The organism is Erwinia sp. JUb26 (assembly GCF_003751505.1).
In the GTDB taxonomy this organism is placed as follows: Bacteria; Pseudomonadota; Gammaproteobacteria; order Enterobacterales; family Enterobacteriaceae; genus Erwinia.
In genome coordinates, this window is the sequence record NZ_RJVB01000008.1 from 205,724 (window position 1) to 231,976 (window position 26,253).

The 26,253-nt window shown below is 57.3% G+C and carries 25 protein-coding genes and 1 tRNA gene; 10 read left to right on the plus strand and 16 right to left on the minus strand.

The features are described 5' to 3' along the window. Positions 1–792: 792 nt before the first annotated feature. Entirely contained in the window at positions 793–1,662 is an 870-nt protein-coding gene (locus tag EC836_RS19885) for an AraC family transcriptional regulator (protein WP_123336308.1), read from the plus strand. Between the two features lie 133 nt (positions 1,663–1,795). Here the strand turns inward: EC836_RS19885 and EC836_RS19890 are convergent, their stop codons facing one another. The 7 genes from EC836_RS19890 to EC836_RS19920 all read right to left on the minus strand — a co-directional run bounded on the left by EC836_RS19890 (position 1,796) and on the right by EC836_RS19920 (position 7,350). Then, positions 1,796–2,386: a cupin domain-containing protein gene (locus EC836_RS19890; RefSeq protein ID WP_123336310.1), complete on the minus strand. Its 591-nt coding sequence runs from the start codon at positions 2,384–2,386 to the stop codon at positions 1,796–1,798. An 81-nt stretch (positions 2,387–2,467) separates the two neighbouring features. After that, positions 2,468–3,166, minus strand: coding sequence for a DUF1989 domain-containing protein (locus tag EC836_RS19895; protein WP_199735247.1), 699 nt, complete (start codon positions 3,164–3,166; stop codon positions 2,468–2,470). Further along, positions 3,163–4,419 carry a M20 family metallo-hydrolase gene (locus tag EC836_RS19900; protein WP_233599371.1) on the minus strand — a complete coding sequence of 419 codons (1,257 nt, stop codon included), beginning with the start codon at positions 4,417–4,419 and terminating at the stop codon, positions 3,163–3,165. Before EC836_RS19900 ends, EC836_RS19895 begins: the two co-directional genes overlap by 4 nt. Continuing rightward, positions 4,412–5,227, minus strand: coding sequence for an amino acid ABC transporter ATP-binding protein (locus EC836_RS19905; RefSeq protein WP_123336312.1), 816 nt, complete (start codon positions 5,225–5,227; stop codon positions 4,412–4,414). Before EC836_RS19905 ends, EC836_RS19900 begins: the two co-directional genes overlap by 8 nt. A gap of 1 nt (position 5,228) precedes the next feature. Continuing rightward, entirely contained in the window at positions 5,229–5,867 is a 639-nt protein-coding gene (locus EC836_RS19910; protein ID WP_123336314.1) for an amino acid ABC transporter permease, read from the minus strand. Continuing rightward, complete coding sequence (locus EC836_RS19915; RefSeq protein ID WP_199735248.1) at positions 5,864–6,526, minus strand: amino acid ABC transporter permease; 663 nt, start codon at positions 6,524–6,526, stop codon at positions 5,864–5,866. Before EC836_RS19915 ends, EC836_RS19910 begins: the two co-directional genes overlap by 4 nt. An 8-nt stretch (positions 6,527–6,534) precedes the next feature. Continuing rightward, on the minus strand, positions 6,535–7,350 hold the full coding sequence (locus EC836_RS19920) for a transporter substrate-binding domain-containing protein (protein WP_199735253.1): 816 nt from the start codon (positions 7,348–7,350) through the stop codon (positions 6,535–6,537). A 532-nt stretch (positions 7,351–7,882) separates the two neighbouring features. Between EC836_RS19920 and fhuD the strand changes: the two genes are divergently transcribed. The 4 genes from fhuD to EC836_RS19940 all read left to right on the plus strand — a co-directional run bounded on the left by fhuD (position 7,883) and on the right by EC836_RS19940 (position 13,970). Continuing rightward, positions 7,883–8,776: a Fe(3+)-hydroxamate ABC transporter substrate-binding protein FhuD gene (gene fhuD, locus EC836_RS19925; RefSeq protein WP_123336320.1), complete on the plus strand. Its 894-nt coding sequence runs from the start codon at positions 7,883–7,885 to the stop codon at positions 8,774–8,776. Further along, positions 8,773–10,713, plus strand: a complete 1,941-nt coding sequence (gene fhuB / locus EC836_RS19930; protein ID WP_123336322.1) for a Fe(3+)-hydroxamate ABC transporter permease FhuB — start codon at positions 8,773–8,775, stop codon at positions 10,711–10,713. The genes fhuD and fhuB overlap by 4 nt, the downstream gene beginning before the upstream one ends. A gap of 147 nt (positions 10,714–10,860) precedes the next feature. Then, positions 10,861–13,077, plus strand: coding sequence for a TonB-dependent siderophore receptor (locus EC836_RS19935; protein ID WP_123336324.1), 2,217 nt, complete (start codon positions 10,861–10,863; stop codon positions 13,075–13,077). Positions 13,078–13,355: 278 nt separating this feature from the next. Continuing rightward, positions 13,356–13,970, plus strand: coding sequence for a Fic family protein (locus tag EC836_RS19940; RefSeq protein ID WP_123336504.1), 615 nt, complete (start codon positions 13,356–13,358; stop codon positions 13,968–13,970). Here the strand turns inward: EC836_RS19940 and EC836_RS19945 are convergent. After that, on the minus strand, positions 13,967–14,125 hold the full coding sequence (locus EC836_RS19945; RefSeq protein WP_123336326.1) for a hypothetical protein: 159 nt from the start codon (positions 14,123–14,125) through the stop codon (positions 13,967–13,969). The two genes, EC836_RS19940 and EC836_RS19945, sit on opposite strands and share 4 nt — an antisense overlap. Before the next feature lie 257 nt (positions 14,126–14,382). After that, positions 14,383–15,231 carry a hypothetical protein gene (locus tag EC836_RS19950; RefSeq protein ID WP_199735249.1) on the minus strand — a complete coding sequence of 283 codons (849 nt, stop codon included), beginning with the start codon at positions 15,229–15,231 and terminating at the stop codon, positions 14,383–14,385. 172 nt (positions 15,232–15,403) lie between these two features. Here EC836_RS19950 and EC836_RS19955 point away from each other — a divergent pair, with 172 nt between their 5' ends. Next, positions 15,404–16,420, plus strand: a complete 1,017-nt coding sequence (locus EC836_RS19955; protein WP_233599378.1) for a linear amide C-N hydrolase — start codon at positions 15,404–15,406, stop codon at positions 16,418–16,420. 249 nt (positions 16,421–16,669) lie between these two features. Here the strand turns inward: EC836_RS19955 and EC836_RS19960 are convergent, their stop codons facing one another. The 5 genes from EC836_RS19960 to EC836_RS19975 all read right to left on the minus strand — a co-directional run bounded on the left by EC836_RS19960 (position 16,670) and on the right by EC836_RS19975 (position 18,999). Next, complete coding sequence (locus EC836_RS19960) at positions 16,670–17,260, minus strand: hypothetical protein (RefSeq protein WP_123336330.1); 591 nt, start codon at positions 17,258–17,260, stop codon at positions 16,670–16,672. A gap of 27 nt (positions 17,261–17,287) precedes the next feature. After that, a complete protein-coding gene (locus tag EC836_RS19965; protein WP_233599372.1) occupies positions 17,288–17,797 on the minus strand; it encodes a hypothetical protein in 510 nt (169 codons plus the stop codon). A gap of 74 nt (positions 17,798–17,871) precedes the next feature. Then, positions 17,872–18,273 carry a HipA domain-containing protein gene (locus EC836_RS25025; protein ID WP_233599373.1) on the minus strand — a complete coding sequence of 134 codons (402 nt, stop codon included), beginning with the start codon at positions 18,271–18,273 and terminating at the stop codon, positions 17,872–17,874. Next, entirely contained in the window at positions 18,266–18,535 is a 270-nt protein-coding gene (locus EC836_RS25030) for an ArsR family transcriptional regulator (protein WP_370348232.1), read from the minus strand. The genes EC836_RS25025 and EC836_RS25030 overlap by 8 nt, the downstream gene beginning before the upstream one ends. Positions 18,536–18,922: 387 nt before the next feature. Further along, positions 18,923–18,999, minus strand: a tRNA-Ile gene (locus EC836_RS19975). A 660-nt stretch (positions 19,000–19,659) separates the two neighbouring features. On the opposite strand from EC836_RS19975, the gene EC836_RS19980 reads away from it, so the two are divergent. The 4 genes from EC836_RS19980 to EC836_RS19995 all read left to right on the plus strand — a co-directional run bounded on the left by EC836_RS19980 (position 19,660) and on the right by EC836_RS19995 (position 24,581). Then, complete coding sequence (locus tag EC836_RS19980) at positions 19,660–21,051, plus strand: MFS transporter (protein WP_123336332.1); 1,392 nt, start codon at positions 19,660–19,662, stop codon at positions 21,049–21,051. Between the two features lie 24 nt (positions 21,052–21,075). Further along, entirely contained in the window at positions 21,076–22,140 is a 1,065-nt protein-coding gene (locus EC836_RS19985) for a LacI family DNA-binding transcriptional regulator (protein WP_123336334.1), read from the plus strand. Beyond that, positions 22,137–23,132: a nucleoside hydrolase gene (locus EC836_RS19990; protein WP_123336337.1), complete on the plus strand. Its 996-nt coding sequence runs from the start codon at positions 22,137–22,139 to the stop codon at positions 23,130–23,132. The genes EC836_RS19985 and EC836_RS19990 overlap by 4 nt, the downstream gene beginning before the upstream one ends. A gap of 213 nt (positions 23,133–23,345) precedes the next feature. Continuing rightward, entirely contained in the window at positions 23,346–24,581 is a 1,236-nt protein-coding gene (locus EC836_RS19995) for an MFS transporter (protein ID WP_123336339.1), read from the plus strand. 33 nt (positions 24,582–24,614) lie between these two features. Here the strand turns inward: EC836_RS19995 and EC836_RS20000 are convergent, their stop codons facing one another. Both EC836_RS20000 and EC836_RS20005 read right to left on the minus strand, forming a co-directional pair. After that, positions 24,615–25,082: a YbaK/EbsC family protein gene (locus EC836_RS20000; RefSeq protein ID WP_123336341.1), complete on the minus strand. Its 468-nt coding sequence runs from the start codon at positions 25,080–25,082 to the stop codon at positions 24,615–24,617. Positions 25,083–25,094: 12 nt separating this feature from the next. Next, positions 25,095–26,213, minus strand: a complete 1,119-nt coding sequence (locus EC836_RS20005) for a diguanylate cyclase (protein ID WP_123336343.1) — start codon at positions 26,211–26,213, stop codon at positions 25,095–25,097. Positions 26,214–26,253: the final 40 nt, after the last annotated feature.

Genomic DNA, 26,253 nt, shown 5'->3' on the forward strand with positions numbered 1-26,253 from the left:
GTAAGCCGATATTATCGATCAGGTTATGATTAGTTATAGATATCCCAGGCCGGTGCTATATATTGAGCCACCGAGTCTGAATGTGCAGGAAAACTATCCTTCATTTTTCACCAGGATGTTACGTAGTGAAAGTGCTGTCGTTGAGGCTACGTTACATCAAAGTGAAAATAAAAAACCATGACGGCGAAGAGATATGATTTCGGAATGTGCCGAAGATCATAAATTACGCATGACAATGCGTTTATTAAGTGATGTTAATCACATTAACCAGTGCATTGATTGACAAAGCAAGAATCAAGATGTGTTGAAAGTAATGTTTTACCGTGGATGATGCGCGTGTAAGAAGGTTGCGGATCGGCCATTGTCTGACGTATCAGCCTGCGGTAGCGGAGGCCGGTGCAAAAAAAATGCTCAGGTTCAGCACAATAAAATATCAAGGTTAGAAATAAGCTTCGAGGCATATACCATTTTGATGATTTTTAATTTTCCCACCCTCCCGCGGGATAAAGTGAGGGGATTTTGAACGGCAGTCTGTCAGCTATTTTTTTCTCAACTTGTGTGTCTGTATTAAACTGACTCAGTCCGGGGTGATTTATGAACAGATTTAAAATGTGACGCCGATCATGTTTCCATTTTCGCAAAAGCAGTGATAGCAAATTTAACCATTTCTGTCGCTGGCAGATATTTTCAAATCTTTTAAAATCAATAAGTTAAATAATCACAAAAAGCAAAAATGATGACTACTGCCGCCATCGTTGATGTAAGAATAGCGGCACACTCACCGGAGACATCATGCAGATTTACTGCCTTAACCCACAGCCCTCTTCCCGATCCTTTGAGCACGGCGCACGGCCAAAACTGGTCTTTGTCTGCAAGGCTGAAGGTATGGAGGCCGCTATTCCACGCGTGATGCACCAGCACGATGACCGTTTTGAGCTGATGTTTATCGCCGAGGGCAGCGGCATCTACAACATTGATGGCCGGGGCTATCACGTGAAGCGCGGCGACGTGCTGCTGTTTAACCACGGCATCCTGCATGATGAAAACCCCCATGCGTCTGACGATCTGCTGATTTTCAGCTGCGGGGTTGAACAGTTGAAATTTGACGGGCTGCCGCTCAATTTCCTTACCGCCCGTTCGCAGGTTGCCGTGATGCCCAGCGGAGAGGCTTACGCCGAGATTTGCGGCATGTTCGGCCAGATGTGGCAGCACGTCAGCAGCAGAAGCGTTTACGGTGAGGAAATCAGCCAGGCGTTGCTCAGCGCACTGTTACTGCTGTGTCGCAGTATCTGGGTGGCAAATAAACAGGAAAAAGACACCTCGGAATCCCTGCTGGGGCAGAGAATAAAAGACTACATTGATAGCCGCTATAAAAGTGATATTGCGCTTAAATCGATTACCGCCGCGCTGAATATGAACCAGTTTTATTTAGCGCACGTTTTCAAAGCCTATTCAGGCTATTCCCCCAAGCAGTATCAAACCCGGCGCAGAATAGGCGAGGCGCAGACGCTGTTGCTCAGTACCAGCTTAGGCGTGACGGAGGTGGCGAATGCCGTTGGCTACGACAATGTAAATAACTTCCATCGAATTTTTCATAACCTGGTGGGCATTCCGCCCGCCCGCTATAAAAAGTTCTGGTTGACGGGGCAGGTAAAATCGTAATCAGCTGTGAATCGGTGGATCCTTGATTAAATCCCACGATATCTTCTCATAGGGGCATGTTTGCCGGATTCTGTGCCACACTGACAATGTTTAGCGACTCAGTGAGTCGCCTAACATTCTGTTCCGGCAACAATCAGAACGTCACCGGCGTATTCACCCATAGCACTTTCGCCACCGATTTTCCGCTGTTGCGGTAGCCATGCGGCACGTTGCTGGGGAAATAAAACGAATCTCCGGCGGTGAGGGTGTACGTCTGCTCGCCTAAAGCCAGCTCAATCTCGCCTTCCAGCACGTAGCCCATCTCTTCACCGTGGTGCTCAATCTGCCCGTCGCTGGCCACGCCCGGTTCGATAATATGGATATTGCCCTGCAGCAGGCTACCTTTGTGGTGATGAGTCAGGTTCTCCAGCTCAATCCCGCCCTTTTTGTTGCGGGCCACAAAGCGTTTACGCTGGCGCTGAGCGGGCTTTAACACCGGGGAGTCCGCCACCCAGCTTTCGGCCATCAGGTCAGAAATATTGGTTTCCAGCGCGCTGGCCAGCCGGTGCAGCATCGCCAGCGAAGGCGAGGCCACGTCATTTTCCAGCTTGGAGAGCAAACTCTCCGAACAGCCGACCTTCAGCGCCAGCTGCTTAAGCGTGATCTCCTGCGCTAAACGCGCATGGCGCAGGCGCATGCCCAAATCAGGTAAAACAAAGCCACCGCTATCGCCGTTTTTTTTCATAAGTGTCTGTCTGCAACCCTTCAATCCGTAAACGCCCGGCAGCCTGCGGCCGGGCACTGTTGCACTGGCCAAACAGGCCGGTTATTCGGTCACGCTGAAATGGACTTCCTGCGGGTTCAGGCCGTTGATCGGCACGATATCCTGCGGGCAGGCCGACATCACCACGATGCAGTCCATTTCGGCGCGGATCTCTACGTAATCGCCGGATTTGCTGACCGTTGGCAGCCACGAGATGGTGTAGTCCGGGTTAACCGGCGTGTTCATCCACAGGTTCAACGGCTGCGGCACTTCGCGCGCGCGCAGTCCGATGGCGTTCAGCGCCAGGCGCATGTTATCCGCGCAGCTGTCATGATACTCGGTGATGCCCATATTGCTGTAACGATACAGATCGCAGGCGGCGATCATCGTGTCGTGCACGCCCGGCGAGGTATCGGTCAGCAGGGTGCCGATGGCGCGGCGCTGGTTAGTCACCAGCACGTCGCCCGGCTGCGGGATGATTTTATTGATAAAGGCGCGGGTGTGCTCCATCGAGGAGAACTCGCTTAAATCCGCGCTGTTAAACAGCCAGGTATCGCACACCTGGCTGCCCGGGGTGTTGATGATGCGGATAACCTGCCCCTTGCTCAGACGTACCGCGCGGCCACAGCGGGCAGGAACGGTGTACAGCTCGCCGATCGCCGGCGTGCCGTCGGCGGAAATCGGTTCGCCAATGGTGGCGTTGGTGCCCAGCGCGCTGCCGTTATCTTTGTCGCAGCAGGAAGGATAGGTATGGGTGCTCATGGAGTAACTCCTGTCGGTTGATTGGCCAGTTCTGTCAGGCAGCAGGCGAGTGCTTTTGCGCCAAGGTACAGATACTGAGGATCGGTGTATTCAGCCGGGTTATGGCTGATGCCTTTATGGCTGGGAACGAAAAACATGCTGGTCGGGCAGTGGCTGGCCAGGTGCATCGCATCGTGAAATGCCCCGGAGGTCAGCGTGGCCGTTTTAATATTTAGCGCGTCGCTACAGGCGAACTGCTGCGCCAGCAGCTGTGAATGAAACGCCACTGGCGGATTGTTGAAGACGCATTCAACCCGCACGTTATCGGCGGCGATCTGCTGCATCCAGCGGTCAAACTCGGCCAGTACCCGTGGATCGGCATGGCGGAAATCGAGGGTAAAGGTCACCCGCCCGGCGATGGTATTGATCGCGTTAGGCTCTACTTCCCAGCGGGCGAACGTCAGGCGCAGCTCGTCTTTCGGCAGCGTTTCTGCGCGCTGCTCCAGCTGGCTGACGATGCGGCGGGCGAGGGTCATCGCGTCCTGGCGGTCGGCCATCGGCGTGGTGCCGGCGTGGGCCGCCTGCCCGAGGCAGGTCACCTGATACCAGCGCACGCCCTGAATGCCCTGCACCACGGCCAGCGGCAGCCCGGCCTGCTCCAGCACCGGTCCCTGCTCGATATGCAGCTCGATAAACGCCGCCATCGGCACGGCGCTGCGGCGCGGCAGGGCGGGGAAGCGCTGATGGCAGCGGGTCAGTGCGTCGGCCAGCGTGATGCCCTGCGCATCCTGATGGCTGAGGTAATCCGTCAGCCGTTCCGGCTGGACGAAGGCGCTGGATCCCATCGCGCCCGGCGCAAAGCGGCTGCCTTCTTCATTCATCCACACCGCGACCTCAATCGGGCGCAGTGTCTCAATCCCGGCTGCCGCCAGCGCGCTCAGGCACTCCATCCCGGCCATCACGCCGTAACAGCCGTCGAGGTTGCCGCCGCCGGGTTGAGTATCAATATGACTGCCGGTGACCACCGGCGGCAGGTCTTCACGGCCCGCGCGGCGGATAAACAGGTTGGCGCAGGCATCGGTAAATACCTCGCAGCCGAGGGTGCAGGCCCAGTCAATCAGCCAGGCTCTGGCATCCAGCTCAGCGTCCGACAGCGCCTGGCGATCGACGCCGCCGTTCTCCAGCGCGCCGAAGCGGGCCAGCTGCGCCAGGCGGTCCATCAGCCGCTGCTGGCTGATGGCATCAGCGGCGCGCAGTGCGATGGCATCAGGCATGGGTGGCCTCCGCATCATCCAGCTGCAGCGGGCGCTTAAACCACGGCGCCAGGAACGATTTCAGGCGTTCGGTCTGCGGCTGGCGGAACAGCGTGGCAGGCGCGCCGCTTTCAATCACCGAGCCGTCGGCCATAAACACCACGCGGGAGGAAATTTTGGCGGCGAACGACATCTCGTGCGTCACCATCACCATCGTCATGCCGTTGTTCGCCAGCACCTTAATCACATCCAGCACCTCCTCCACGCGCTCCGGATCCAGCGCCGAGGTCGGTTCATCGAGCAGCAGCAGCTCCGGCTCCAGCGCCAGCGCGCGGGCAATGCCCACCCGCTGCTGCTGGCCGCCGGAAAGGCGTGCCGGGCGCGCCTGCGCTTTCTCCAGCATGCCGACCTGCGCCAGCGCCACCGTTGCCTTTTTGCGGGCCTCATCGCGCGACATCTTCTTGCCCAGCACCAGCGGCGCACAGACGTTCTCCAGCACCGTCAGGTGCGGCCACAGATTGAACTGCTGAAACACCATCGCCAGCGGGCGGCGCACTTCGGCAATCAGCCCGGCGCCGTCGCGATGTTTCAGCTCCCGGCCGGTGCCGCTGTAGCCCAGCAGCTGGCCTTTAATCAGGATCTCGCCTTCATCGTAGGCTTCCAGGAAGTTCATGCAGCGCAGCGCGGTGGTCTTGCCCGAGCCGGAAGGGCCAATCAGCGTGACGATCTCCCCGGCGTTGACCGTCAGGTTGATGCCCGCCAGTACCCGGTTGCTGCCGAACGACTTGCCGACGTGGCGTAATTCTAAAATCGGTCCGTTACTCATCATCTTATCCCTCTGTTGCCTGGCGGCCGATCAGCCGCACGCCCACGCTGACACCCTGCGCCAGCAGCCAGTAGCTGAGGATCAGCAGGGTGTAAGGCACGATGTAGGTATAGGTGTTGGCGACGATCTGCCCGGTGGTCATGGTCAGCTCCGGTACGGTAATAATCGAGGCCACCGCGCTCTCTTTAATGGTCAGAATGAACTGATTGCCCAGCAGCGGCAGGCTGAACCGCAGCGCCTGCGGGGCCTGGATATGCCAGAAGCTCTGCCAGGCGGAAATGTCGTGAACCTGCGCGGCCTCAAGCTGGCCATGGCCAATGCTCTGCCAGGCGGTGCGGAAGATCTCACCGAAGTAGGCCGAGCTGTAGATCGCCAGTGAAATCACCGTGGCCTCCACGGCGCTCAGCGTGATGCCCACGGCGGGCAGGCCAAAGTAGAACACCGCCAGCTGCGCCAGATACGGCGTACCGCGGATCAGCCAGACGTACGCGCGCCACGGCCAGAACAGCCAGCGGCTGAGGCTGCCCACGGCCTGCAGGATAAACCCGGCGCAGGCCCCGAGCAGTGCGGCACTCAGGCTTATCGCCAGCGTCACGCCCAGCGCACGGGCGAAGTCCGGCAGATAAAGGATGAAATCGTTCATCGGTTCTCCCTGTTCCAGCGCCGTTCAACATAGCTCCCCAGCAGCGCCAGCAGGCTGGTCAGCACCAGGTAGGAGAGGGCGATAGCGATATACACTTCTAACGGACGATAGGTAGCGGAGGCCAGCTGCTGCCCCACCCGCATCAGGTCGGTAATCGCAATCACCGACACCACCGCCGACGCCTTAATCACGTCGATCAGCTCGGATATCAGCGACGGCAGAGTCAGCCGCAGCACCTGCGGGATCTGGATATGCCACAGCGTCTGGCGCGGGCTAAGTCCGCAGATCGCCGCGGCTTCCAGCTGCCCCGGCGGGATGGCATCAAAGCCGCTGCGCAAAATCTGCGACTGGTAAGCGGCGGTATTGAACGTCAGCGCCAGCACCGCCGCCATATAGCCCGGCAGCGACAGCCCCAGCTCGCCGGGCAGGTAGAAGCAGAGTAAAACCTGCGCCAGCACCGGCGTGCCGCGAAACAGACTGATATAGAGACGGGCGAAAGTTCTGCCGACAGGTGAACGGCCGTTTTCCATCAGATAAATCATTACGCCGACGGCAAAACCGGCCACGATCGCCACGATACACAGCGAGGCCGTGGTCACCGCGCCGTTAAACAGCATCGGCAGCCATGAGGTCAGCAACGGAAGAAATTCGCCCATCATCACTCCTCTTACAGCGCCGGTGCCGGCATTTTGTCCGCCGGAATATCCATCACGAAACCAAACCACTTCTGCTGCAGTGCCTTCATAGTGCCGTCGCGGTTGGCTTCACTGATGCCGTCGCTGAACAGTTTCACCATGCTGGCGCTGTCGGAATCTTTGCGGCCCACCCAGCCGAAGTAGGTGGTCGGGCCCAGCATCGGTTTCAGCGTGGTAAAGATCCCCGGACGGGCTTTGATCAGCGGGCCGAGGTTCGCCAGCGACTGGGCAACACCGTCCAGACGCTTGTTCGCCAGATCGGCATAGGCTTCATCAAACGACACGTACTGTTTGATCTCTTTGATCCCCGGTTTGCCGCTGGCCTTCAGCTTTTCATTGAACTCCTGCAGCACCTGTAGCTGGCCCGATCCGGCCTGCGATCCGACGACTTTGCCGCTGAGATCGTCCAGCGAGGCAATCGATCCGTCGTTGTCACGCTTAAGCAGCGCAACGGTGGATTCGGCAATCGGCACGGTGAAAGCGAAGTGATCCATCCGCTGCTTGTTGACGGTAACGGCGGTGATCACGAAGTCGAATTTCTTGGCATCAAGGCCGGGGAGAATGCCCTGGAAAGGCAGATCCAGCTGTTTAACCGCCACGCCCGGCAGGCTTTTCTGCAGGATGTGGTTCATCAGATCCACGTCGTAGCCGACGATCTTGCCATTCTCGACCGACTCAAACGGGGCGTAGCGCGCCTCGGTGGCGATGGTAATCGCCTTGTCGGCTTTAATACGATCCAGCAGATCGGCGCTGTGCGCCGCCGCAGAAAAGAGCCCCGAACACAGCATGGCCCAGCAGAGAGAACGTGTTGTTTTAAGTTTCATGATGACCGCCCCGGTGAAAGTGGTGTGAAGTGTATTCAAGTAACTTGAATGTAATGACATAAGCATGAAGCGTGCCATTCGGGGGAGATGAGGGGCGAGATGGTGATGAATAAAGTAATAAGACACTATTTTTAAACGGGAATTTTTCATCATGGCGTAGAGGCGAAAAATTAAATTCCGCAAGCGTAGGTAGTACAGCCGGAGGCACCGCTGCACATTAAAAGTGCAGGGCGGGCATTTTTATGTGCTGTTGATGTGCAGTGGCGGGTAATCGGAACATGCCCATCTGGGTTAGCGCAGGTAGCCGGAAGGGGGCAATTTACGTCGGCTGCTGTGCGCGGGCAGCCCGTGTTTTCCTGTTTCACCTCTGCGGCCCGAATGCCGTTCAGCACGACTCATGCCGGGTCAGGATCGCCCGCCGCCGGACGTACTTTTTTGGCGCTGAACGGCGGCTCAGGCATAATGCGACTCATTCGTAAACTAATGCCTGAATGTGATGACCTTAACCTCTGAACAGCACACCCGCCGTCGCCTGCTGATGCTGTTGGCGTGTTCGCCGCTTTTTGCCACGCCGGGACTCCTGGCCGCGCCTGCCGATCCCCACCGCGTTATCGCGCTGGAATGGCGGCCGGTGGAGCTGCTGCTGGCGCTGGGGATTATGCCGCTGGCGGTCGCCGATCTGCCGAACTACCGCCGCTGGGTGGTGGAGCCTGAACTCGGGCCGGATGTCATTGACGTTGGCCTGCGCAACGAGCCCAATCTGGAACTGCTTCAGCGCCTTAAGCCGTCGCTGATGCTGTTATCGCGCGGCTTTGGCCCGAACGCCAAACGCATCAGCACGCTTTCCCCACAGTGGACCAGCCAGTTCAGCACCGCAGATCGCGGGCCGCTGGCCAGCACCGTCGCCGATATTCGCACGCTGGGCAACCTGCTGGGCAGAGACGCCGAGGCCGATCGCTATCTGGCCGCGATGGATCGGCAGATGAATGCCAGCGCAGAACGGCTTCAGAGCTATCGGCAGGAAAAGCTGCTGATGTTCAGCTTCCTCGACAGCCGCCGGGTGATGGTATTCGGCAAAGGCAGCCTGTTCGGCGATATTCTCAACCGGCTGGGGCTGCACAGCGCCTGGCAGGGGGAAACCAACCAGTGGGGCAGCACCATCGTCGGAATTGAACGCCTGGCGAAGATGGAGGGCGTGAGGGCGCTCTGCTTCCTGCACGGCGATGACGACCCGATGCGGGAGATCGCCCACGCCCGGCTGTGGCGCAGCATTCCGTTTGTGCGCGAAGAGAAGCTGCATCTGCTGCCTGCGGTGTGGTTCTTTGGCGCCAACTATTCCGCGCTGCGTTTCTGTCAGCTGCTGGAGCAGGCGCTGGAGGCAAGGGTATGAGCCGCACGCTATGGCTGGTTTTACCGGTGCTGATGCTGGCGCTGCTGGCGGGCAACTTCCTGCATCAGCTGGACTTCCGGCTGTGGCTGCACGCCATCGTTGCACCCGATGAAAGCGACGTCAGCCAGATGCTGTTTCACTTCAGCCTGCTGCCCCGCACGGTGCTGGCGCTGCTGGTGGGTGCCGGGCTGGGCGTGGCGGGGATCCTGTTTCAGCAGATCCTGCGTAACCCGCTGGCCGAACCGTCCACGCTCGGTGTGGCCGCCGGTGCCCAGCTTGGCCTGACGCTGGCGATCCTGTTTGCCCCCGGCTGGGGAGAGACGGGCCAGCAGCTCGCAGCGCTGGCCGGAGGGCTAACCGCCGGAGCGGTGGTGCTGGCCATCGCCTGGGGGCGGCAGCTCTCCCCGGTTACGCTGATCCTTGCCGGACTGGTGTTTGGCCTCTACAGCGGGGCGGTCAAAAGCCTGCTGGCGCTGTTCAACCACGAACGGCTGCAAAACCTGTTTATCTGGAGCAGCGGCATGCTGAACCAGTACGACTGGAGCGCGGTACAGTTTCTCTGGCCGCGGATGCTGGCGGCCGTGGTGTTAATTGTGCTGATGATCCGCCCGCTGACGCTGCTGGGGCTGGACGACAGCGTGGTGCGCAATCTGGGGATGCGGCTGGCGCTGGTGCGCATCAGTGGGCTGCTGCTGGCCGTGGCGCTGAGTGCGCTGACCGTCGCCAGCGTGGGGGTGATTGGCTTTATCGGCCTGTTCGCACCGGTGCTGACGCGTCTGCTGGGCGTGCGGCGGCTCGGCCCCCGGCTGTTCTGCTCCGCGGCGCTGGGAGCGGGTCTGCTGTTAATCAGCGACCAGGCCGTGATGCTGCTGGCCCACTACTGGCGTGAACTGCCAACGGGCGCGGTGACCGCGCTGATCGGTGCGCCGCTGATGCTGTGGATGCTGCCGCGCCTGCGCCATACCAAGGTGGCGCAGTCCGTTGCCCCGGCCACCGCACGTGAGCGAGGATCCTCACGCTATCTCCCGCTGCTGGTGGCGGGCGGACTGCTGCTGCTGATCGCCGCTGCGTTGTTTAGCGGTGACGGCGGGCAGTGGCTGATCTCCGATCTCTCATTACTCCAGTGGCGCTGGCCGCGCGTGCTGGCCGCTGCGGCGGCAGGGGCGATGCTGGCGGCGTCCGGCATGCTGATACAGCGGATGACCGGCAACCCGATGGCCAGCCCGGAAGTGCTGGGGGTCAGTTCCGGTGCGGCCTGTGCCATCGTGCTGCTGATGTTCCTTGTACCCGGTGATGTGGATAGCTGGCTGCTGCCGGCCGGCACGGCGGGGGCGATGCTGACGCTGGGGGTGATGGTGCTGCTTTCCCGCCGGGAAGGATTCTCCGCCACCCGACTGCTGCTGGTGGGCATCGCGCTGAGCACCGTTTACGGCACGCTGCTGACCCTGTTCCTCGCCAGCGGCGATCCGCGCAGCGGCGTGGTGCTGAGCTGGCTGGCGGGCTCGACCTATCGGGTCACCGGCGAGCAGGCGCTGGGCGTATCGCTGCTGGCCGTGCTGCTGCTGGCGCTGATCCCGCTGCTGCGCCGCTGGCTGACGGTTCTGCCGCTGGGCGGCGTCACGGCAACCAGCGTGGGCGTGCCGATGCTGAAGTCCCGGTTGCTGATCCTGCTGCTGTCGGCCGGACTGATCGCCGCCGCCACGCTGATGATTGGCCCGCTGAGCTTTGTTGGCTTAATGGCTCCGCATCTGGCGCGCTTGCTGGGCTGGCACCGGCCGCTACCGCAGCTGGCCGCGGCGGTTACCATCGGCAGCGGGATGATGCTGCTGGCGGATCTTCTTGGCAGGGTGGTGATTTTTCCCTATCAAATTCCGGCGGGTTTGCTAGCAACCTTTATCGGTGCGCCCTGCTTTATCTGGTTGTTACGCCAGCGATAAATCCTGCCTGTTGCATCCCCTCTCCTTAACCGGAGAGGGCAATCCTGCTTCGCGCCGCGAATTTTTAGCTTGATCTGACAAGAATGAGTCGGATAATCGCAAGCTCAATAATAAGTATTATCATTTCATATACCGACAGGATGAGAGATGTTCGCTTCCCAATCCCCCTCTGGCCAATTTCGCCTGAAACTGCTGGCGTTGGCCGTCGGCGCTGCAACGCTGCCGGCCATAGCGGCCACCGAAACCAGTAGTAACGCAACTTCCGCGAACAGCAACGAGCAGACCCTGACGGTCACCGCTACCGCTGATCCTCAGTTCACCCCCGGCGGCGATAAGCTGGTTCCGGCCTACCTTGACGGCCAGGTGGCGAACGGTGGGCGGATGGGCATGCTGGGCGAACAGGACGCGCGTAATGTGCCGTTTAACGTCGTCAGCTACACCTCAAAACTGATTCAGGATCAGCAGGCCAAAACCATCAAAGATGTGGTCGCCAACGATGCGTCGATCCAGAACGTGCAGGGCTACGGTAACTTCGCGGAGACCTACCGCATTCGCGGCTTCGATCTCAACGGCGATGACATGACCTTCGGCGGCCTGTCCGGCGTGATGCCGCGCCAGGTGGTCTCCACCCAGATGGTGGAGCGCGTGGAGGTGTTTAAGGGCGCCAATGCGCTGATGAACGGCAGCGCATCGAGCGGCGTGGGCGGGATGATCAACCTCGAACCGAAACACGCGGACGATGTACCTCTGACCCGCGTGGGCGTGGACTACACCGGCAAAAACCAGCTGGGTGCCAGCCTCGATGCCGGTCGCCGCTTCGGTGACAATAATCAGTGGGGCGCGCGCGTGAACCTGCTGGATCGCGAAGGCGATACCGCAGTGGATAATGAAAAACGCCGCACCACGCTGGCCTCCATCGGGCTGGACTATCGCGGCGATCGTCTGCGCACCTCCCTCGATATGGGCTATCAGAAGCAGGCCTTCCACGGCGGTCGACTGGGCGTGAACGTCAGCGGCGTTGATTTTATTCCTGAAGTGCCAAAAGCGACCAGCAACTACAGCCAGGACTGGGTGTACAGCAATCTGGAAAGCGAGTTCGGCATGGCGCGCGCGGAGTATGACGTCGCCCAGAACTGGACGCTGTACGGCGCGCTCGGCGGGCAGCATTCCCACGAGTACGGTGCCTACGGCACGCCGAAAATCAGCGATGCGAACGGCAATGCGGTGATTAGCCGTATGGATACCAATAAATTTGTCGATGCCTTCAGCGGCCAGGCCGGTATTCGCGGCCAGTTCGCCACCGGCGTGGTGAACCACAGCGTTAACCTCGGCTATTCGGCGATGACCCGCCGCGAGAAGACCGCCTACGGCATGGCGAAAGCGGCCGACGCCGTCCCGACCAATATCTACGAGCCTTCCGCCGTTAACCCGCCGGAGATGACCTCATTCGGTGGCGATCTCGATTCTCCACGGCCAACCAGCCGCGTACGCAGCCAGGGCTTCCTGCTGTCTGATACGCTGGGAATGTTTGACGACAAACTGCTGCTGACCCTGGGAGCCCGTCATCAGAAGGTGGTGGTACGCAACTACAGCTACGGCACGGCGGCGGAAAAAGACAAAGAGCGTTTCACCAAAAATCGCTGGACGCCAGCCTACGGCATCGTGTTCAAACCGTGGGAGTCGGTTTCCCTCTATGCTAACCACATCGAGTCGCTGTCTCCGGGTGAGACGGCACCTTCAACGGCGACGGCGAACCCGGGTACCGTTTCCGGGATCTCGCTGGCGAAGCAGAATGAAGTGGGCGTGAAGTTTGATTCCGGCCGGGTCGGCGGCTCGCTGGCGCTGTTCGAAATCAAAAAGCCAAAAGGGCTGACCAACCCTGAAACTAAATACTTCTCGCTGGACGGTGAGCAGCGCAACCGCGGCGTGGAGCTGAACGTCTTCGGCGAGCCGGTGTTTGGCCTGCGCCTGAACGGCAGCGCGACCTGGCTGGATCCGAAGATGACCAAAACCCAGAACGGCACCAACGACGGTAAGAACGCGGTGGGCGTGGCCGAGTTTTACAGCGTGCTGGGCGCGGAGTATGACATCAAGCCGATCGATGGCCTGACCGCCACGGCACGCCTGACCCACTCCGGCTCGCAGTACGCCAATGCGGCCAACACCAAAAAGCTGGATGCGTACACCACGCTGGATCTCGGCGCGCGTTACCGCATGAAGGTGCAGGACAACGATCTGGTCTGGCGCGTGGGCGTGGATAACGTCACCAATAAACGCTACTGGTCCGGCGTGGAAAGCGGCGGCACCTATATTTACCAGGGCACGCCGCGCCAGCTGAAAGTGTCGATGTCTTACGACTTCTGATGCCTCTGGCAGCAAAATGCTGCACGACTGCGGAAATGCCCGGCCTGAACAGGTTGGGCATTTTTTTTAACTTAATGGGGGAGCATGGATGGAAAGCCAGCATGATAAGCGCCACGTTCCCGGCCGCTTATCTCGTTCCATCATGTAAATCGTTTGAAACGTGATGATTATCTGGCGAGGACTACTCAATAGTGATTGAGTGTTGAGAAAGTGGGATTAATTATCATCAGTAACTGCTGATCACATTATTGTGAGCCAGCGCGTCAGGAGACATGGATGTGTCAAAATACGATCTCAATTCAGCGGAAGAAAGATATCAACCTGGTTCGAACGATACGGTACTTGCCAATAACTTGGGTATCGTCGATGCACATGAGATGGATGTGCTTGAGTCCGGTCTGTTGTTGATGTTGTACGAGAAACTGTTTATCGGTCTAAAACCACTAGGCAAGCTGACTTTCGAGCATATTTGTTACTGGCACTATCAGTGGTTGGGGAATGTGTATCAGTGGGCAGGTAAATTCCGCCAGGCAAATTTGACTAAAGATGGCTTCCATTTTGCTGCTGCCGACAGGATACCGCTGCTGATTACTGAGTTTGAAAGACAATTTCTCCATCGTTACGGTGAGTTAAAAACGTTATCCCGAGTGGAGCTTATTAAGTATCTGGCTGAATGCCATGTAGAATTTATACTTATCCATCCATTTAGGGAAGGGAACGGACGTCTGGCTCGTTTGCTTTTTGATATGCAGGCCGTACAGGCAGGGGCTTGTATGCTGGATTATAGTTTGTGGGATCGTAATAAAATGTTTTACTTCAGGGCGATTCAGGCGGGGATATCGGGCAACTATGCGCCTATGAAAAGGCTGGTGAGTGATATATTCCCGGATTAGCGAGCAAGGCCGACAGCTTTTGCTCGTTTTTGAGAACGTTTTAGCTGCTGCTCAATTTTTTCTACGGAAGCACCGGTTTCAATCGCCGTAGAACTGGCAACGGCACGGTAGATCTGTGCTTTCGTTATCTGTGTATTTGATGTTTTTTTTGTCATGAGAGCGCCTTTTGAGTTACGCATGATTCTAGTTCGATTGAGGTGTGCTCGCAAGAGCATGTGTTTTCTATTCCTCCACAACCGAAGTTAATGGGGTACATCTTTTTAAACGTGAAGGGTGTAGTCTTTTGGCGAGATGGAAGGTGCGGCACTTAAAATAACGCAGCTACAGAGCATCAGGCGCTGTAGCCGCTGTTTAAATCAGGTAAAAGAAAGCCAGCCCGCTGACTGAACGGTGCTGATTTGAGCACCGTTAACTAGAAACGCCACGTCACCCCAATAGCCGGGCCGCGCAGCAGGGTGTCATAGACGTGGCCGTTATGGTCGTAATCCACCTTCATCGCCTTATAGCCCACCGATGCCGAGATATTATCCGTAAAGGTGTAGTTGATGCTGGCGAGCACCGACCAGGTGACGTCGGCCCCCACACCAAATCCGCCCACATCGGCCTCAGTCTGGAATGAAAATTCATCCGTCAGCGGCAGGAACAGGCGTGCACCGACCAGCGGATCGATCCAGCTGAAACTTTCACCGTACGAGCCGGTTCGGCTGCCAATCAACGCATGGCTGGCCGACACGGTAATATCATTCGACACGTGCCATACGCGCATGCCGCCGAGCAGATCGAGAGTAAAGTCCGGTGTATCCATCACGCGATAGCCGCCCAGCAGGGTGGCCATAAACTGGCGAGAATCCACTTTTGCGTCAACGTTAGATCCGGGTGGGATAGTCACGCCGAATCCCGGGATCTGGAACGCGGAGAGCGGGCCGCTGGCATGGCTGTCGGTGGTATCGACATACATCAGATTACCGGAGAATACGAAACGATTGTAGCGCGCCCAGATATCCAGAAATCCCCCGAAATTCAGATCGTCCATCACGTCGGAAAAAGGCTTATCAACGTCCACCGTCGAGCCGCGCTGAAACGGCGAGATGCTGCCGCTCATGCTTGCCGCCCACAGAAACGGCGTGACCTGAAAGGCCCAGTCCGGTTTTTCGGTGGCTTTGATGAGTGCCTTATCGGTAGTGGCGAGGGCATCAGGTGCTGCAGAGGCAGCCTGTAATCCGCAGAGAGGCAGAATAGCTAAGACGGCAAATCGTTTCAAAGCATCGTCCCTTTTATAAAATTTATTAACGGTATTGGGTAAAATAATGCCAGTTACTGTTACATTAACATACCGTTTTTGGGAACTTCACACAGAAAATACACAGGGAAACAGAGCGATGATTTTGAAAAAGAACTCATTTTTTGCGAAGTGTAGCGCCGCGCTTCTGACGATGGGCATGCTGATGCCGACGGTGGAAGCATGCACGCGGCTTGTCTATCTTGGCGCTAACGATCAGGTGATTACCGCGCGTTCGATGGACTGGAAGGTGGATGTCGGCACCAATCTGTGGATTTTCCCGCGCGGTATGCAGCGCACCGGCGAAGCCGGTCCAAACTCCGTTAAGTGGAGCTCAAAGTACGGCAGCGTGATCGCCTCCGGCTACGATATCTCCACCACCGACGGTATGAACGAAGCGGGACTGGTAGCGAATGTGCTGTGGCTGGTGGAGTCTTCCTACCCGAAATACGACAGTAAAAAACCTGGCCTGACGATCGCCGCCTGGGCGCAGTACGCTCTGGATAATTTCGCCACCGTTCAGGAAGCGGTTGATGTGCTGAGCAAAGAACCGTTCAGCATCGTCACCGATAAAGTGCCGGGAGAAAATCGGCTGGCCACGCTGCATCTCTCGCTGTCTGACGCGACCGGCGACAGCGCGATTATCGAATATATCGATGGTAAGCAGGTGATTCACCACAGCCGCAGCTATCAGGTGATGACCAACTCACCGATTTTTGAGAAGCAGCTGGCAATGGAAGAGTACTGGAAGCAGATTGGGGGCACGGTGATGCTGCCGGGCACCAACAGCGCGCCGGACCGCTTTGCCCGCGCCAGTTTCTACGTCAATGCGATTCCTAAATCTGAAAACGCGGTTGAAGCTATCGCCAGTACCTTTAGCGTGATCCGCAATGTGTCCGTGCCTTACGGTATCTCAACCCCCGGCCAGCCGAATATCTCCTCCACGCGCTGGCGGACCGTTTCCGATCAGAAGCGCGGGCTTTACTTCTTCGAATCGGCGCTGACGCCGAACGTGTTCTGGACCGATCTGAAAAAGATCGATTTCTCGGAAAAAACCGGCAGGGTGATGAAGCTCGATCTGGGGCCAAATCAGACCAATATCTATTCAGGCATGGCTAACGACAGCTATAAAGAGGCGAAGCCGTTTACCTTTCTTGGTTTGAAAATGTAGTTTTGCCCTCTGGAATAACGGTGTCTGCGCTGGCTGGCTGATGCCCCGGTTGGGCCGGTCCTCGCGCCGCTTCGCGGTACCCTCACTCCGTTCGTCAGCCTGTCGGACCAGTTCAGACGGGCCCTCCGTGGCCCGACTGAACTTTTCATCCGCGTCCATGCGGATGAATCCTGGCTTTCTCTCTGCGTTCAGCGCTGCGGATGGCCCGCTCGGGGCATCAGCCAGCCTGCTTTGTGACTTTTGCTACCGTTACCGATTTGGCAGCGGCTCGTCGGCAAGCCAGCTGAGCCACTGATCTTTCGATAGTACCAGCGCATAGGGGGTGACTTCCTTTTGTACGATAGTCAGTAGCTCTGCCTCTATCAGCGTAGAAACCGTTGAGGGATAACCGCCACCGTAATCGTCAAAAAGGTAGTAATACAGCCAGTTCAGATGGCGGCAGATTTTGGTGAAAAATGGCGGGCCGTAATCCATCGAGTTTATTGAGAAAAAGGCCAGGTGTGCTTCCGTGTGCTCAACGGTTTTGTGTTTTAGCAGCTGCGTGAGTTCCGTCCGTAACCATACCAGCGCGCTAACGTTAGGCCCCGGATAGACCAGGCCTGCTTCCGCCATAAACCGGCCGAGGTAGTCGCGGATTTCATCCTCATTCGGCGTGGCATCCAGCCCTAATGAAGCGAGGATCAGCAGCGGTTCAGAATTATTGCCGGCAATAACGGCTTCCTCGGCCCACTCCACGATAGCTCTCGCATAATTTCCATTGGCGAGATGACGCGCGGTTTTCCTCAATTCAATCAGGCACAGCAGCTCGTTTAATCTGTCGATGGCGTGAATCGGTGGCATATCAGGCTCGCAGTTTAATAACGTTGATCATGGCGTTGTTAGCGCAAAGAGAATAACGGCACCCAGCGCATTGGTTTTTTTGGAAACGAAAATGTCTTTATCAAACTGATAGTTACCTTCCGGGTGGCATATTTTAATATTCCGCCCCAGATCGGGGTCGTCAACATTGGCCCCTGCACAGGATTTATGGCCGCGTGGAGAATAGGTGTAGCTGGCGGCGTAGGCTGAGGTTTTACCGGGAAGATAATAAGCGACCGTCATTAATGGAATAATGGCAATCACCGTGAGAATAATAAACGATCCCAGGAAAAACTTAAGGTAATCAATGCGTTTTTCGCTCTTAATCAGGCCGCGATGCACAGCATAAAGAGAGAGGCAGAACGATAACCCCAGCGTTATCAGGATAAAGTTTTTCCTGGTGGCATCATTAAGAAAGGTTTCGGCATAAATCCCGCTGTTCCAGACGATAAAGCCGAATATCACCAGCAGAACCGCAATGCTAATAGTGAACAGGTAAAGATAGGAATAGTTTTTCATTGTCCCCGTTACGGATTTTTCAGTTCCCTCATTAACCGAATCATAGCATTAAGCCGTAGAGCTGAACTCGCCTTTTATCCCTGGCGGGCGATACGCAAGCTGGCCTCGTCAAGATGACGGCGTAATGCCTCCAGGCACGGGGCGAAATGGGCGGAGAAACGATTGCAGCTGCTGACTGCAGCAAAGAAGCTTTCAGCCAGCTCCAGCGCTTCCTGCCAGATATCCCGACTAATCACATCCGGCAAGGACGCCGCTCGCAGCTCGTTCACGATTGCGCCGCCGGTTCGGGGTGCCAGCCCCATCGGCAGAATGTCGTAGGCCGGAGCGAGATGATAGGGACGGCCACGATCGCTGATGAACGACAGATTACCGTGGTGCATGTCGGTATTGCCAATCAGCATGCCGAATGCCCAAAGCCGTGCGGTGCTGACTGCCGATTCTGGATCGACATGCCCCTGCGTAACAAGGCTATTCACCAGAACAGGCCAGGAGGCATGACCCGCCCTTCATCCGTGATGCGGTAAATGGGCGCAGATCTGAATCCGCGCCAGCCATCGCGGAGTGCATATTGAATAGATGGGCCTGCCCCAATCCGCACAATGTCATCCCCATATCCCTCATATCCCTTAATGCACGGGACATTGTTGGCTGGATGATTTCCATTATTTCAATAAGTTGCCGAGATGTCATTGGCCCCTGGTTGAGCAACTGGCGTAATGTGTCAGTGCGAGCAGGCATAATATTGAATCGCTTTATGAATAGATAAATAAATGACTAGCATATCAGTCAAATTTTAACCGATCCCTCATCTGGAAGGGGAGTGTGGGCGTTTTTTGGTCGGAAAAAAATTGGGTGTGGGGATGGTATCAGGTTGCGGGTGAAGGCATGGGGTAAATTCGATAAGGCGGTAAGGCGATAAGGCGATAAGGCGATAAGGCGGTAAGGCAGTAAGGCAGTAAGGCAGTAAGGCAGTAAGCTAGGCGGGAGGGTTCATGGATTACAACGTTGAAGCCGCTGAGAAAAAGTGCAAATTCTCTGTCGCCATTTTGTCGCCACTTAACTTCAGACAACAAAAAAGCCACCTGTCAAAAGGTGGCTTAATCATATGATTCTAAAGCTAAAATTTGGTGGCCCCAGCTGGACTTGAACCAGCGACCAAGCGATTATGAGTCGCGTGCTCTAACCAACTGAGCTATGGGGCCTGAGGCGCGAGATTATAATGTAACTGCGCGCGGCGATCCAGCGTTTACCATTTGTATGTCTATTTTCCAGGCAAACTACGAAGTCCCGTAACGGGTTAAATTACAGACAGTTGAGAAGAGTGTCAGGATAATCTGCTCAGCATCACTTCCGCAATGCGCTTCCACTAATCTTCCCAACGTTCATTTTTCTGCAATATTTTCCCGTTAAAAATCGGGCTGCGTGATTCGGCCAGGCGAAGGAAGCTGAGCATCGGTCGGGTTTAATCGCGACAGAAAAAAGTTTAATTTTTAACCCGTTTTATCCCCTTGATTTTGTTTGTTATTCCATTGGTTTTTAGTGATAAATATCAAGATTAACTAATGAGTTAGCTCCTGCTGCCTTGATTTATCTACACGCGTAGATAGAATGCGTGTTGAGAGAAAATTCACGGCGTGGGAAATCCGGCGGCCACGTGAAGATCAATTTTGTATCGCGTTACTTATATGACTGGTCACTTTTGAATCAGCGATCGCGAGGCGAAAAACATGTTCCAACACCAGGGAACCCGTTACCGATCTTGACTACAGGGCTTTTTGTTCCTCTCCCCCGACCGTGTTTTTTCCCCATGCAGGAAGCACACGGCAGGGGCCTTAAATGGATTTTCAAAACAGGATTTGTCTATGTCTCAACCTCATAGCGTTGCCGAACCCCATTCCGAGCCGTCCACTGCGGCGGCCGATGAACGGTTAACTACTCAAGAAGGGCGCAGGGATTTCTGGCGTGCGACCCTGTCATGCTGGCTGGGTACCGCGATGGAGTACGCTGACTTCGCGTTATACGGGCTGGCCGCCGGGATTATTTTCGGCGATGTCTTTTTCCCCGAAGCCAGCCCCTCAATGGCGCTGCTCTCCAGCTTCGCAACCTGGTCGGTCGGTTTTATTGCCCGCCCGATTGGCGCGCTGTTCTTCGGCTGGCTGGGCGATCGCCGCGGCCGAAAAATCGTCATGGTCTCCACCATTATTCTGATGGGCGTTTCCACCACCCTGATCGGCCTGATCCCCTCTTATGCTTCCATCGGACTGTGGGCGCCCGCCTGCCTGGTGATTCTGCGCTTTACCCAGGGTTTTGGCGCCGGGGCGGAACTCTCCGGCGGCACGGTGATGCTCGGTGAATATGCCCCGGCGCAGCGACGCGGGCTGGTTTCCTCGGTCATTGCGCTGGGTTCCAACAGCGGCACGCTGGTGGCGTCGCTGGTGTGGCTGGCCGTGGTGCAGATGGATCAGCAGTCGCTGCAGGAGTGGGGCTGGCGCATTCCGTTCCTGTGCAGTTCGCTGATCGCGCTGGTGGCGCTGTGGATCCGTCGCCATCTGCGCGAAACCCCGGTGTTTGAACGGCAGAAAGCGGCGCTACAGCAGCAGCGCACTCAGGCACAACGCGCGCCGGCAGCGACCGATCGCCGTGGGTTCTGGCAGCGCAGCCGTGCCTTCAGGGTGATGGTTGGCCTGCGGATTGGCGAAAACGGTCCCTCGTATCTGGCTCAGGGGTTTATCATCGGCTACGTGGTGAAAGTGCTGGCGGTGGATAAATCCGTGGCGACCACGGCGGTGTTTATTGCCTCGCTGCTGGGCTTCCTGATTATTCCACTGGCGGGCTGGCTGTCCGACCGCTTTGGCCGCCGGATAACCTATCGCTGTTTCTGCCTGCTGCTGATTATCTATGCCTTCCCGGCCTTTATGCTGCTGGACTCCCGCGAGCCGGCCGTGGTCATTGCGACCATCGTCACCGGTATGGGGCTGGCGTCGCTGGGAATTTTTGGCGTGCAGGCGGCGTGGGGCGTGGAGCTGTTCGGCGTGACGCATCGCTACACGAAAATGGCCACGGCGAAAGAGCTGGGATCGATACTCTCCGGCGGTACTGCGCCGCTGGTGGCCGCGGCGCTGCTTTCCTGGACCGGACACTGGTGGCCGATTGCCACCTACTTCGTGGCGATGGCGGCGATTGGGCTGGCAACTACGTTTATTGCACCGGAAACGCGCGGGCGCGATCTTAACGATCCCGACGACGCAATTTAATGAATACATAAGGATAGTGGCTGAATGGCAGTGAATAATCTGACGAAGTCGGCGGCCGCAAAGCCAAACCCGCATCGCGCCACGCGTGCCGATGTCGCCCGCGAAGCCGGAACCTCGGTGGCGGTGGTCAGCTACGTGGTGAATAACGGCCCGCGTCCGGTGGCGGCTACTACGCGCGAACGCGTGCTGAAGGCGATAAAGAAAACCGGCTATCGGCCTAATAATGTGGCGCGGGCGCTGGCCTCCGGCACCACCAAAACTTACGGGCTGATCGTGCCGAATATCGATAACGCCTTTATCGCTTCGCTGGCCCATGCGCTCCAGCAGGAGGCGTTGGCAAACGATATGGTGATGCTGTTGGGCGATTCGGGCGATAGCCGCAGGCGTGAGCTGCAGCTGATTAACAATATGCTCAGCCAGCAGGTCAGCGGGCTGTTTTATATCAGCGTGGATCGTCATCCCTATACCGATTTACTGCAGGCCAGCGGCACGCCGTTTGTGATGCTGGACCGCGTCGATCCGGCGTTGCAGGTCAGCGTGCTGCGAGTGGATGAACGCGAGGCCTCACGGCAGGTGACCGCGCATTTGTTAAGCCACGGCTACGGCGAGGCGGGCATTATCTGTGGTCCGCTGGAGAGGCTGAACACTCAGGAACGTCTGCTCGGCTGGCGGGAAGCGCTGGCGGAGTACGGCGTGCAGGAAAACCCGCAGTGGATTTTCAGCACGCCCTACACCCGTGAAGGCGGCTATCTGGCGGCAAAACAGATGTTACAGGGGGCAACGGTGCCGCGTGCGCTGTTTGCCACCAATGAAGCGCAGGCGATTGGCTGTATCCGCGCGCTGAGCGAGCAGGAGCTGAAGGTACCGGAGGACGTGGCGCTGGTCTGTTTCAACGGCACGGAACAGTCGGCCTATCACGTGCCTGCACTGACCACCGTGCGTCAGCCGGTGGCCGAGATCGCGAAAGCGGCGATCGTCATGCTGGCCGAATGGAACGGTGAAGCGATGCTGCGCGAGTTTTCCCACCGGCTGGAGATTGGTGAATCCTGTGGCTGCAAGGCAGCCCGTCATTCCGATAGCGAGTTATGAAAAGATTAATTATTGACTGCGATCCCGGCAACGGGATTGCCGGAGCTAACGTAGACGACGGGCTGGCAATCGCGCTGGCGCTGGCGGCCCCCTCGCTCTCGCTGGAGCTGATCACCACCGTCGCGGGAAATACCCCCAGCGAGGTGGGATACAGCGTGGCGAAGGATTTGATGCAGCGCACCGGCAGGTCGGTGCCGGTGGTAAAGGGCGCCGACAGGGCGCTGAATGAACCGGCCGCGCCGTGGCGTGAGCTGCTGGACCGGCGGGTAAACGCTAATCAGCTCGGGCATCTGTGGCAGGGGGTTCGCCAGCCCGCCAGCTTCGAACCGACGCAGCAGGCGGCGGGGGATGCAATCGGCCAGCTGATCTGCGACAACCCGGGTGAGATTACCCTGGTGGCGATCGGCCCACTGACCAACGTTGCGCTCGCGCTACAGCGCTACCCGCAGATGGCACAGGCGGTGCAGGAGATTGCCATTATGGGCGGGGTGTTCGCGCTGGATGATTTTATTAAGGACACCAATTTCGGAATCGATCCGGAGGCGGCGCATCAGGTACTGACCAGCGGGGCGAATATCACGCTGGTGCCGATGGACGTCACCAGCAAAACGATGATGACCCACGCCGATCTGGACCGCATTGCGCAGCTGCCGGGGCCGCTGGCGGAATTCGTCAGCGAAACGCTACGGCCCTGGATTGATTACTCCATGCAGACCCGCCGCCTGCCGGGCTGCTGGATCCACGATGCGCTGGTCGTGGCGTGGCTGATCAATCAGGACGTTGCCCGCGCGGCGGATTACTACGTTGACGTTGAACTGCGCCCGGGCATGACGCGCGGCAAATCCTGGCGTTATCGCCCGCCGCTGCGGCTGGATGTCGGAATTGGCCAGCCGGAAGGTGGACTGATCCACGTGCTGCAGTCCGTGGATAACGATCTGCTGCTGGCGATGCTGGAGCAGTATCTGGCGGCTGCCCCCACAAATCTTACTTAATAACGAGGCTGGCAGGCCGATCACCACCCGATCTCGCCTGCTTTTGGATCTCACCCGAAAATTACCTGCCTAATAATTACGCACGCAACAAACTGAAACCTCTGCTTACACCCTGATGATAAGCCTGACAAAAGCGTCCGGTCGGGGTGTGATTTCACATGCTATAAACAAATAAATAACAATTAGCCTCCCCCTACAGGACAGGACATCCCCATGCTTAACTGGACTTCAACCCAGCGCAATGTGGCGTTCGCCAGCTTTGCCAGCTGGACGCTGGATGCGTTCGACTTCTTTATTCTGGTCTTTGTGCTGAGCGATATCGCCGCCAATTTCCACACCGAAATTTCCGATGTCTCGCTGGCGATTATGCTGACGCTGGCGGTCCGGCCGATCGGTGCACTGCTGTTTGGCCGCCTGGCGGAAAAGTACGGACGACGCCCGATCCTGATGACCAATATCATTATCTTTTCGCTGTTTGAGCTGCTTTCCGCCTGGTCACCGACGCTGGAGTGGTTCCTGATCTTCCGCGTGATTTACGGCATTGCGATGGGTGGCGTGTGGGGCGTGGCCTCCTCGCTGGCGATGGAAACTATCCCCGATCGTTCACGCGGGCTGATGTCCGGGGTGTTTCAGGCGGGCTATCCCTGTGGCTACCTGCTGGCGTCTATTATCTTCGGTCTGTGTTACAGCCTGGTGGGCTGGCGCGGGATGTTCCTGATTGGCGTAGTGCCGATCCTGCTGCTGCCGTTTATCTATTTTAAAGTGCCGGAGTCGCCGGTGTGGCTGGCGGCCCGCGAACGTAAGGAGAGCGCGGCGCTGATGCCGGTGCTGCGCAGCCACTGGAAGCTGTGTATCTATCTGGTGCTGCTGATGGCCTGCTTTAACTTCTTCAGCCACGGGACTCAGGATCTCTATCCCACTTTCCTGAAGGTGCAGCACGGCTTCAATCCGCAAACCGTCAGCATCATTGCCATCTCTTACAATATTGCGGCGATGCTGGGCGGCATCTTCTTCGGTTCACTGTCGGAGAAAATTGGCCGTAAGAAGGCGATGATGATTGCCGCTTTCCTTGCGCTGCCGGTACTGCCGCTGTGGGCATTTTCCAGCGGCTCGTGGATGATTGGCTGCGGCGCGTTTCTGATGCAGTTTATGGTGCAGGGCGCGTGGGGCGTGGTGCCGACTTATCTGACCGAACTGGTGCCGGCCAATGCCCGTGCGGTGCTGCCGGGATTTGTCTATCAGTTGGGGAATCTGATTGCGTCGGTGAACGCGACGCTGCAGTCGAAAATTGCGGAAGCGCACGGTAATAATTACGGGTTGGCGATGGCAATCGTAGCCGGGACGGTGGCGATACTGATCTGCCTGATTGTCGCCTTCGGTCGGGAAACACAGGGCGTCAAAATTTCTGGCAGTGAAGATACGGCAGGGCCCGCTGCGGAAAGCCGCTAACAGGGACGACGGCTCGGGGCCGTCGTCGGTTTATCACTCAGGCTGCTGGCAGACGTCAACCCATTCGGCGTCGGTCAGGCTGGCCATATATTCAGGCGCGATGCGCACCGCGCTGTGGATTGCGCCTGCCGCGGGCAGCACTTCCTGGTAGTCGCGGAGTGAAACGTCGCAGTAAACGCTGAGTGGATGTTCCAGGCCAAACGGGCAGACGCCGCCGACAGGGTGGCCGGTCCAGCTCACCACTTCTTCACCGTTTAACATGCGGGCTTTCGCTCCCAGCGCCTGCTTCAGCTTGCGGTTATCCAGCCGCGCATCGCCACGCGTCACAATCAGCACCACGCGATCTTTCACTTTCAGCGACAGGGTTTTGGCAATCTGCCCCGGCTCAACCTGATGGGCCCGCGCGGCCAGATCGACGGTGGCGGTGCTCTCTTCCAGTTCAATAATGGCAATTTCAGGTGCTCGCTCGGCAAAGAACTGACGTACGGATTCCAGACTCATGTAACTCCTCCTTTATTTTCCGCCGGTGAAGACATTCTGGGGATCGGCGGCCTGTGGCTGGGTGCTGTGCATCAGGTCCTGCCAGGACAGCAGCATATTGCGCCCCTGATTCTTCGCCAGATACAGCGCGCGGTCAGCATTGGTCAGTGCGGTGTTAAAATCGTCACCTTCCAGCGGGGCAATACCGGCGCTGAGAGTAACGTGGGTCGATACCTTATCGTTAAAACGGTGAGATATTTCCAGATTAACCACGTACTGACGAATGCGCTCCGCCAGCTGCATCGCGATGGTTTCATTCACGTTGGTCAGCAGCACCAGAAACTCTTCGCCGCCAAAGCGTGTAACCACATCCCGTGAGCGCACCGCATCACGAATGGCGGTAGAAACGCGTATTAACGCCTGATCGCCCATCGTGTGGCCGTAGTTGTCGTTGTAGGCCTTGAAATTGTCAATATCCAGCAGCAGGACAAAGTGATTGCCCGAGTGTTTCTCAAGAATGCTTTGCAGGCGGTTGGTCAGGCCACGGCGGTTATACAACCCGGTGAGCGGGTCCAGCATGCTGAGATCGCTGTAGGACTCTTTTTCCGCGTACAGCTGGCTGAGCAGGCGACGGGTAAAATTATCCAGCCGCCGCAGCATCAGGTGATGAAGAGTAAAGCCGACCAGCGGCAGCGTGACGGTAAACAGCATTAACAGTGTATTGCGCCCGCCATCCAGGATCAGCACGGTTGCCGCAGTGGGTAAGGCATGCAGGCAAAACGCCAGCAGGTGATCCCCCAGTGCAATGGCGCTAATAAAGAACACGCTGACCAGGGCGACCAGCAGGTAATTATCGGCGATATAGAACTGATAATGAAAGCGGGAGAATATATGCCATGCCCATAGAATGCCGGTAAATAGAGCCACACTATTCAGGCGCTGTATTTGTGCCGCAGGATTAATTAGCAATCTTGCTAGCAATGCCACACTGAATATCGCGATAAGTAGCGTGGGGGCGCAGGCCGTGAGTGGCGTGTGGCTGGTGGCGCGAAGCGACAAAAATAAAGCGGTAACAATATTTAAAAAAAGAAATAGCATCAACGACAGGCGACGCTTGCTGTTAAGCAATTCATCATAGATTTTAGTTTGCATTTTATTTACTCGTGACTGCCCTGGAATATCAAAGCATGGC

Excerpts from the sequence above, each read along its gene's own strand:
- EC836_RS19910 (WP_123336314.1), bottom strand. The coding sequence starts at position 5,867 with ATGAACGATTTCATCCTTTATCTGCCGGACTTCGCCCGTGCGCTGGGC.
- EC836_RS19985 (WP_123336334.1), top strand. The coding sequence starts at position 21,076 with ATGGCAGTGAATAATCTGACGAAGTCGGCGGCCGCAAAGCCAAACCCG.
- EC836_RS19980 (WP_123336332.1), top strand. The coding sequence starts at position 19,660 with ATGTCTCAACCTCATAGCGTTGCCGAACCCCATTCCGAGCCGTCCACT.
- EC836_RS20005 (WP_123336343.1), bottom strand. The coding sequence starts at position 26,213 with ATGCAAACTAAAATCTATGATGAATTGCTTAACAGCAAGCGTCGCCTG.
- EC836_RS19915 (WP_199735248.1), bottom strand. The coding sequence starts at position 6,526 with ATGATGGGCGAATTTCTTCCGTTGCTGACCTCATGGCTGCCGATGCTG.
- EC836_RS19945 (WP_123336326.1), bottom strand. The coding sequence starts at position 14,125 with ATGACAAAAAAAACATCAAATACACAGATAACGAAAGCACAGATCTAC.
- EC836_RS19905 (WP_123336312.1), bottom strand. The coding sequence starts at position 5,227 with ATGATGAGTAACGGACCGATTTTAGAATTACGCCACGTCGGCAAGTCG.
- EC836_RS19995 (WP_123336339.1), top strand. The coding sequence starts at position 23,346 with ATGCTTAACTGGACTTCAACCCAGCGCAATGTGGCGTTCGCCAGCTTT.
- EC836_RS19990 (WP_123336337.1), top strand. The coding sequence starts at position 22,137 with ATGAAAAGATTAATTATTGACTGCGATCCCGGCAACGGGATTGCCGGA.
- EC836_RS19935 (WP_123336324.1), top strand. The coding sequence starts at position 10,861 with ATGTTCGCTTCCCAATCCCCCTCTGGCCAATTTCGCCTGAAACTGCTG.
- EC836_RS19885 (WP_123336308.1), top strand. The coding sequence starts at position 793 with ATGCAGATTTACTGCCTTAACCCACAGCCCTCTTCCCGATCCTTTGAG.
- EC836_RS19965 (WP_233599372.1), bottom strand. The coding sequence starts at position 17,797 with ATGAAAAACTATTCCTATCTTTACCTGTTCACTATTAGCATTGCGGTT.
- EC836_RS19895 (WP_199735247.1), bottom strand. The coding sequence starts at position 3,166 with ATGAGCACCCATACCTATCCTTCCTGCTGCGACAAAGATAACGGCAGC.
- EC836_RS20000 (WP_123336341.1), bottom strand. The coding sequence starts at position 25,082 with ATGAGTCTGGAATCCGTACGTCAGTTCTTTGCCGAGCGAGCACCTGAA.
- EC836_RS19960 (WP_123336330.1), bottom strand. The coding sequence starts at position 17,260 with ATGCCACCGATTCACGCCATCGACAGATTAAACGAGCTGCTGTGCCTG.
- EC836_RS19900 (WP_233599371.1), bottom strand. The coding sequence starts at position 4,419 with ATGCCTGATGCCATCGCACTGCGCGCCGCTGATGCCATCAGCCAGCAG.
- fhuB (WP_123336322.1), top strand. The coding sequence starts at position 8,773 with ATGAGCCGCACGCTATGGCTGGTTTTACCGGTGCTGATGCTGGCGCTG.
- EC836_RS19920 (WP_199735253.1), bottom strand. The coding sequence starts at position 7,350 with ATGCTGTGTTCGGGGCTCTTTTCTGCGGCGGCGCACAGCGCCGATCTG.
- EC836_RS25030 (WP_370348232.1), bottom strand. The coding sequence starts at position 18,535 with ATGCCTGCTCGCACTGACACATTACGCCAGTTGCTCAACCAGGGGCCA.
- EC836_RS19890 (WP_123336310.1), bottom strand. The coding sequence starts at position 2,386 with ATGAAAAAAAACGGCGATAGCGGTGGCTTTGTTTTACCTGATTTGGGC.
- fhuD (WP_123336320.1), top strand. The coding sequence starts at position 7,883 with ATGACCTTAACCTCTGAACAGCACACCCGCCGTCGCCTGCTGATGCTG.
- EC836_RS19955 (WP_233599378.1), top strand. The coding sequence starts at position 15,404 with ATGGGCATGCTGATGCCGACGGTGGAAGCATGCACGCGGCTTGTCTAT.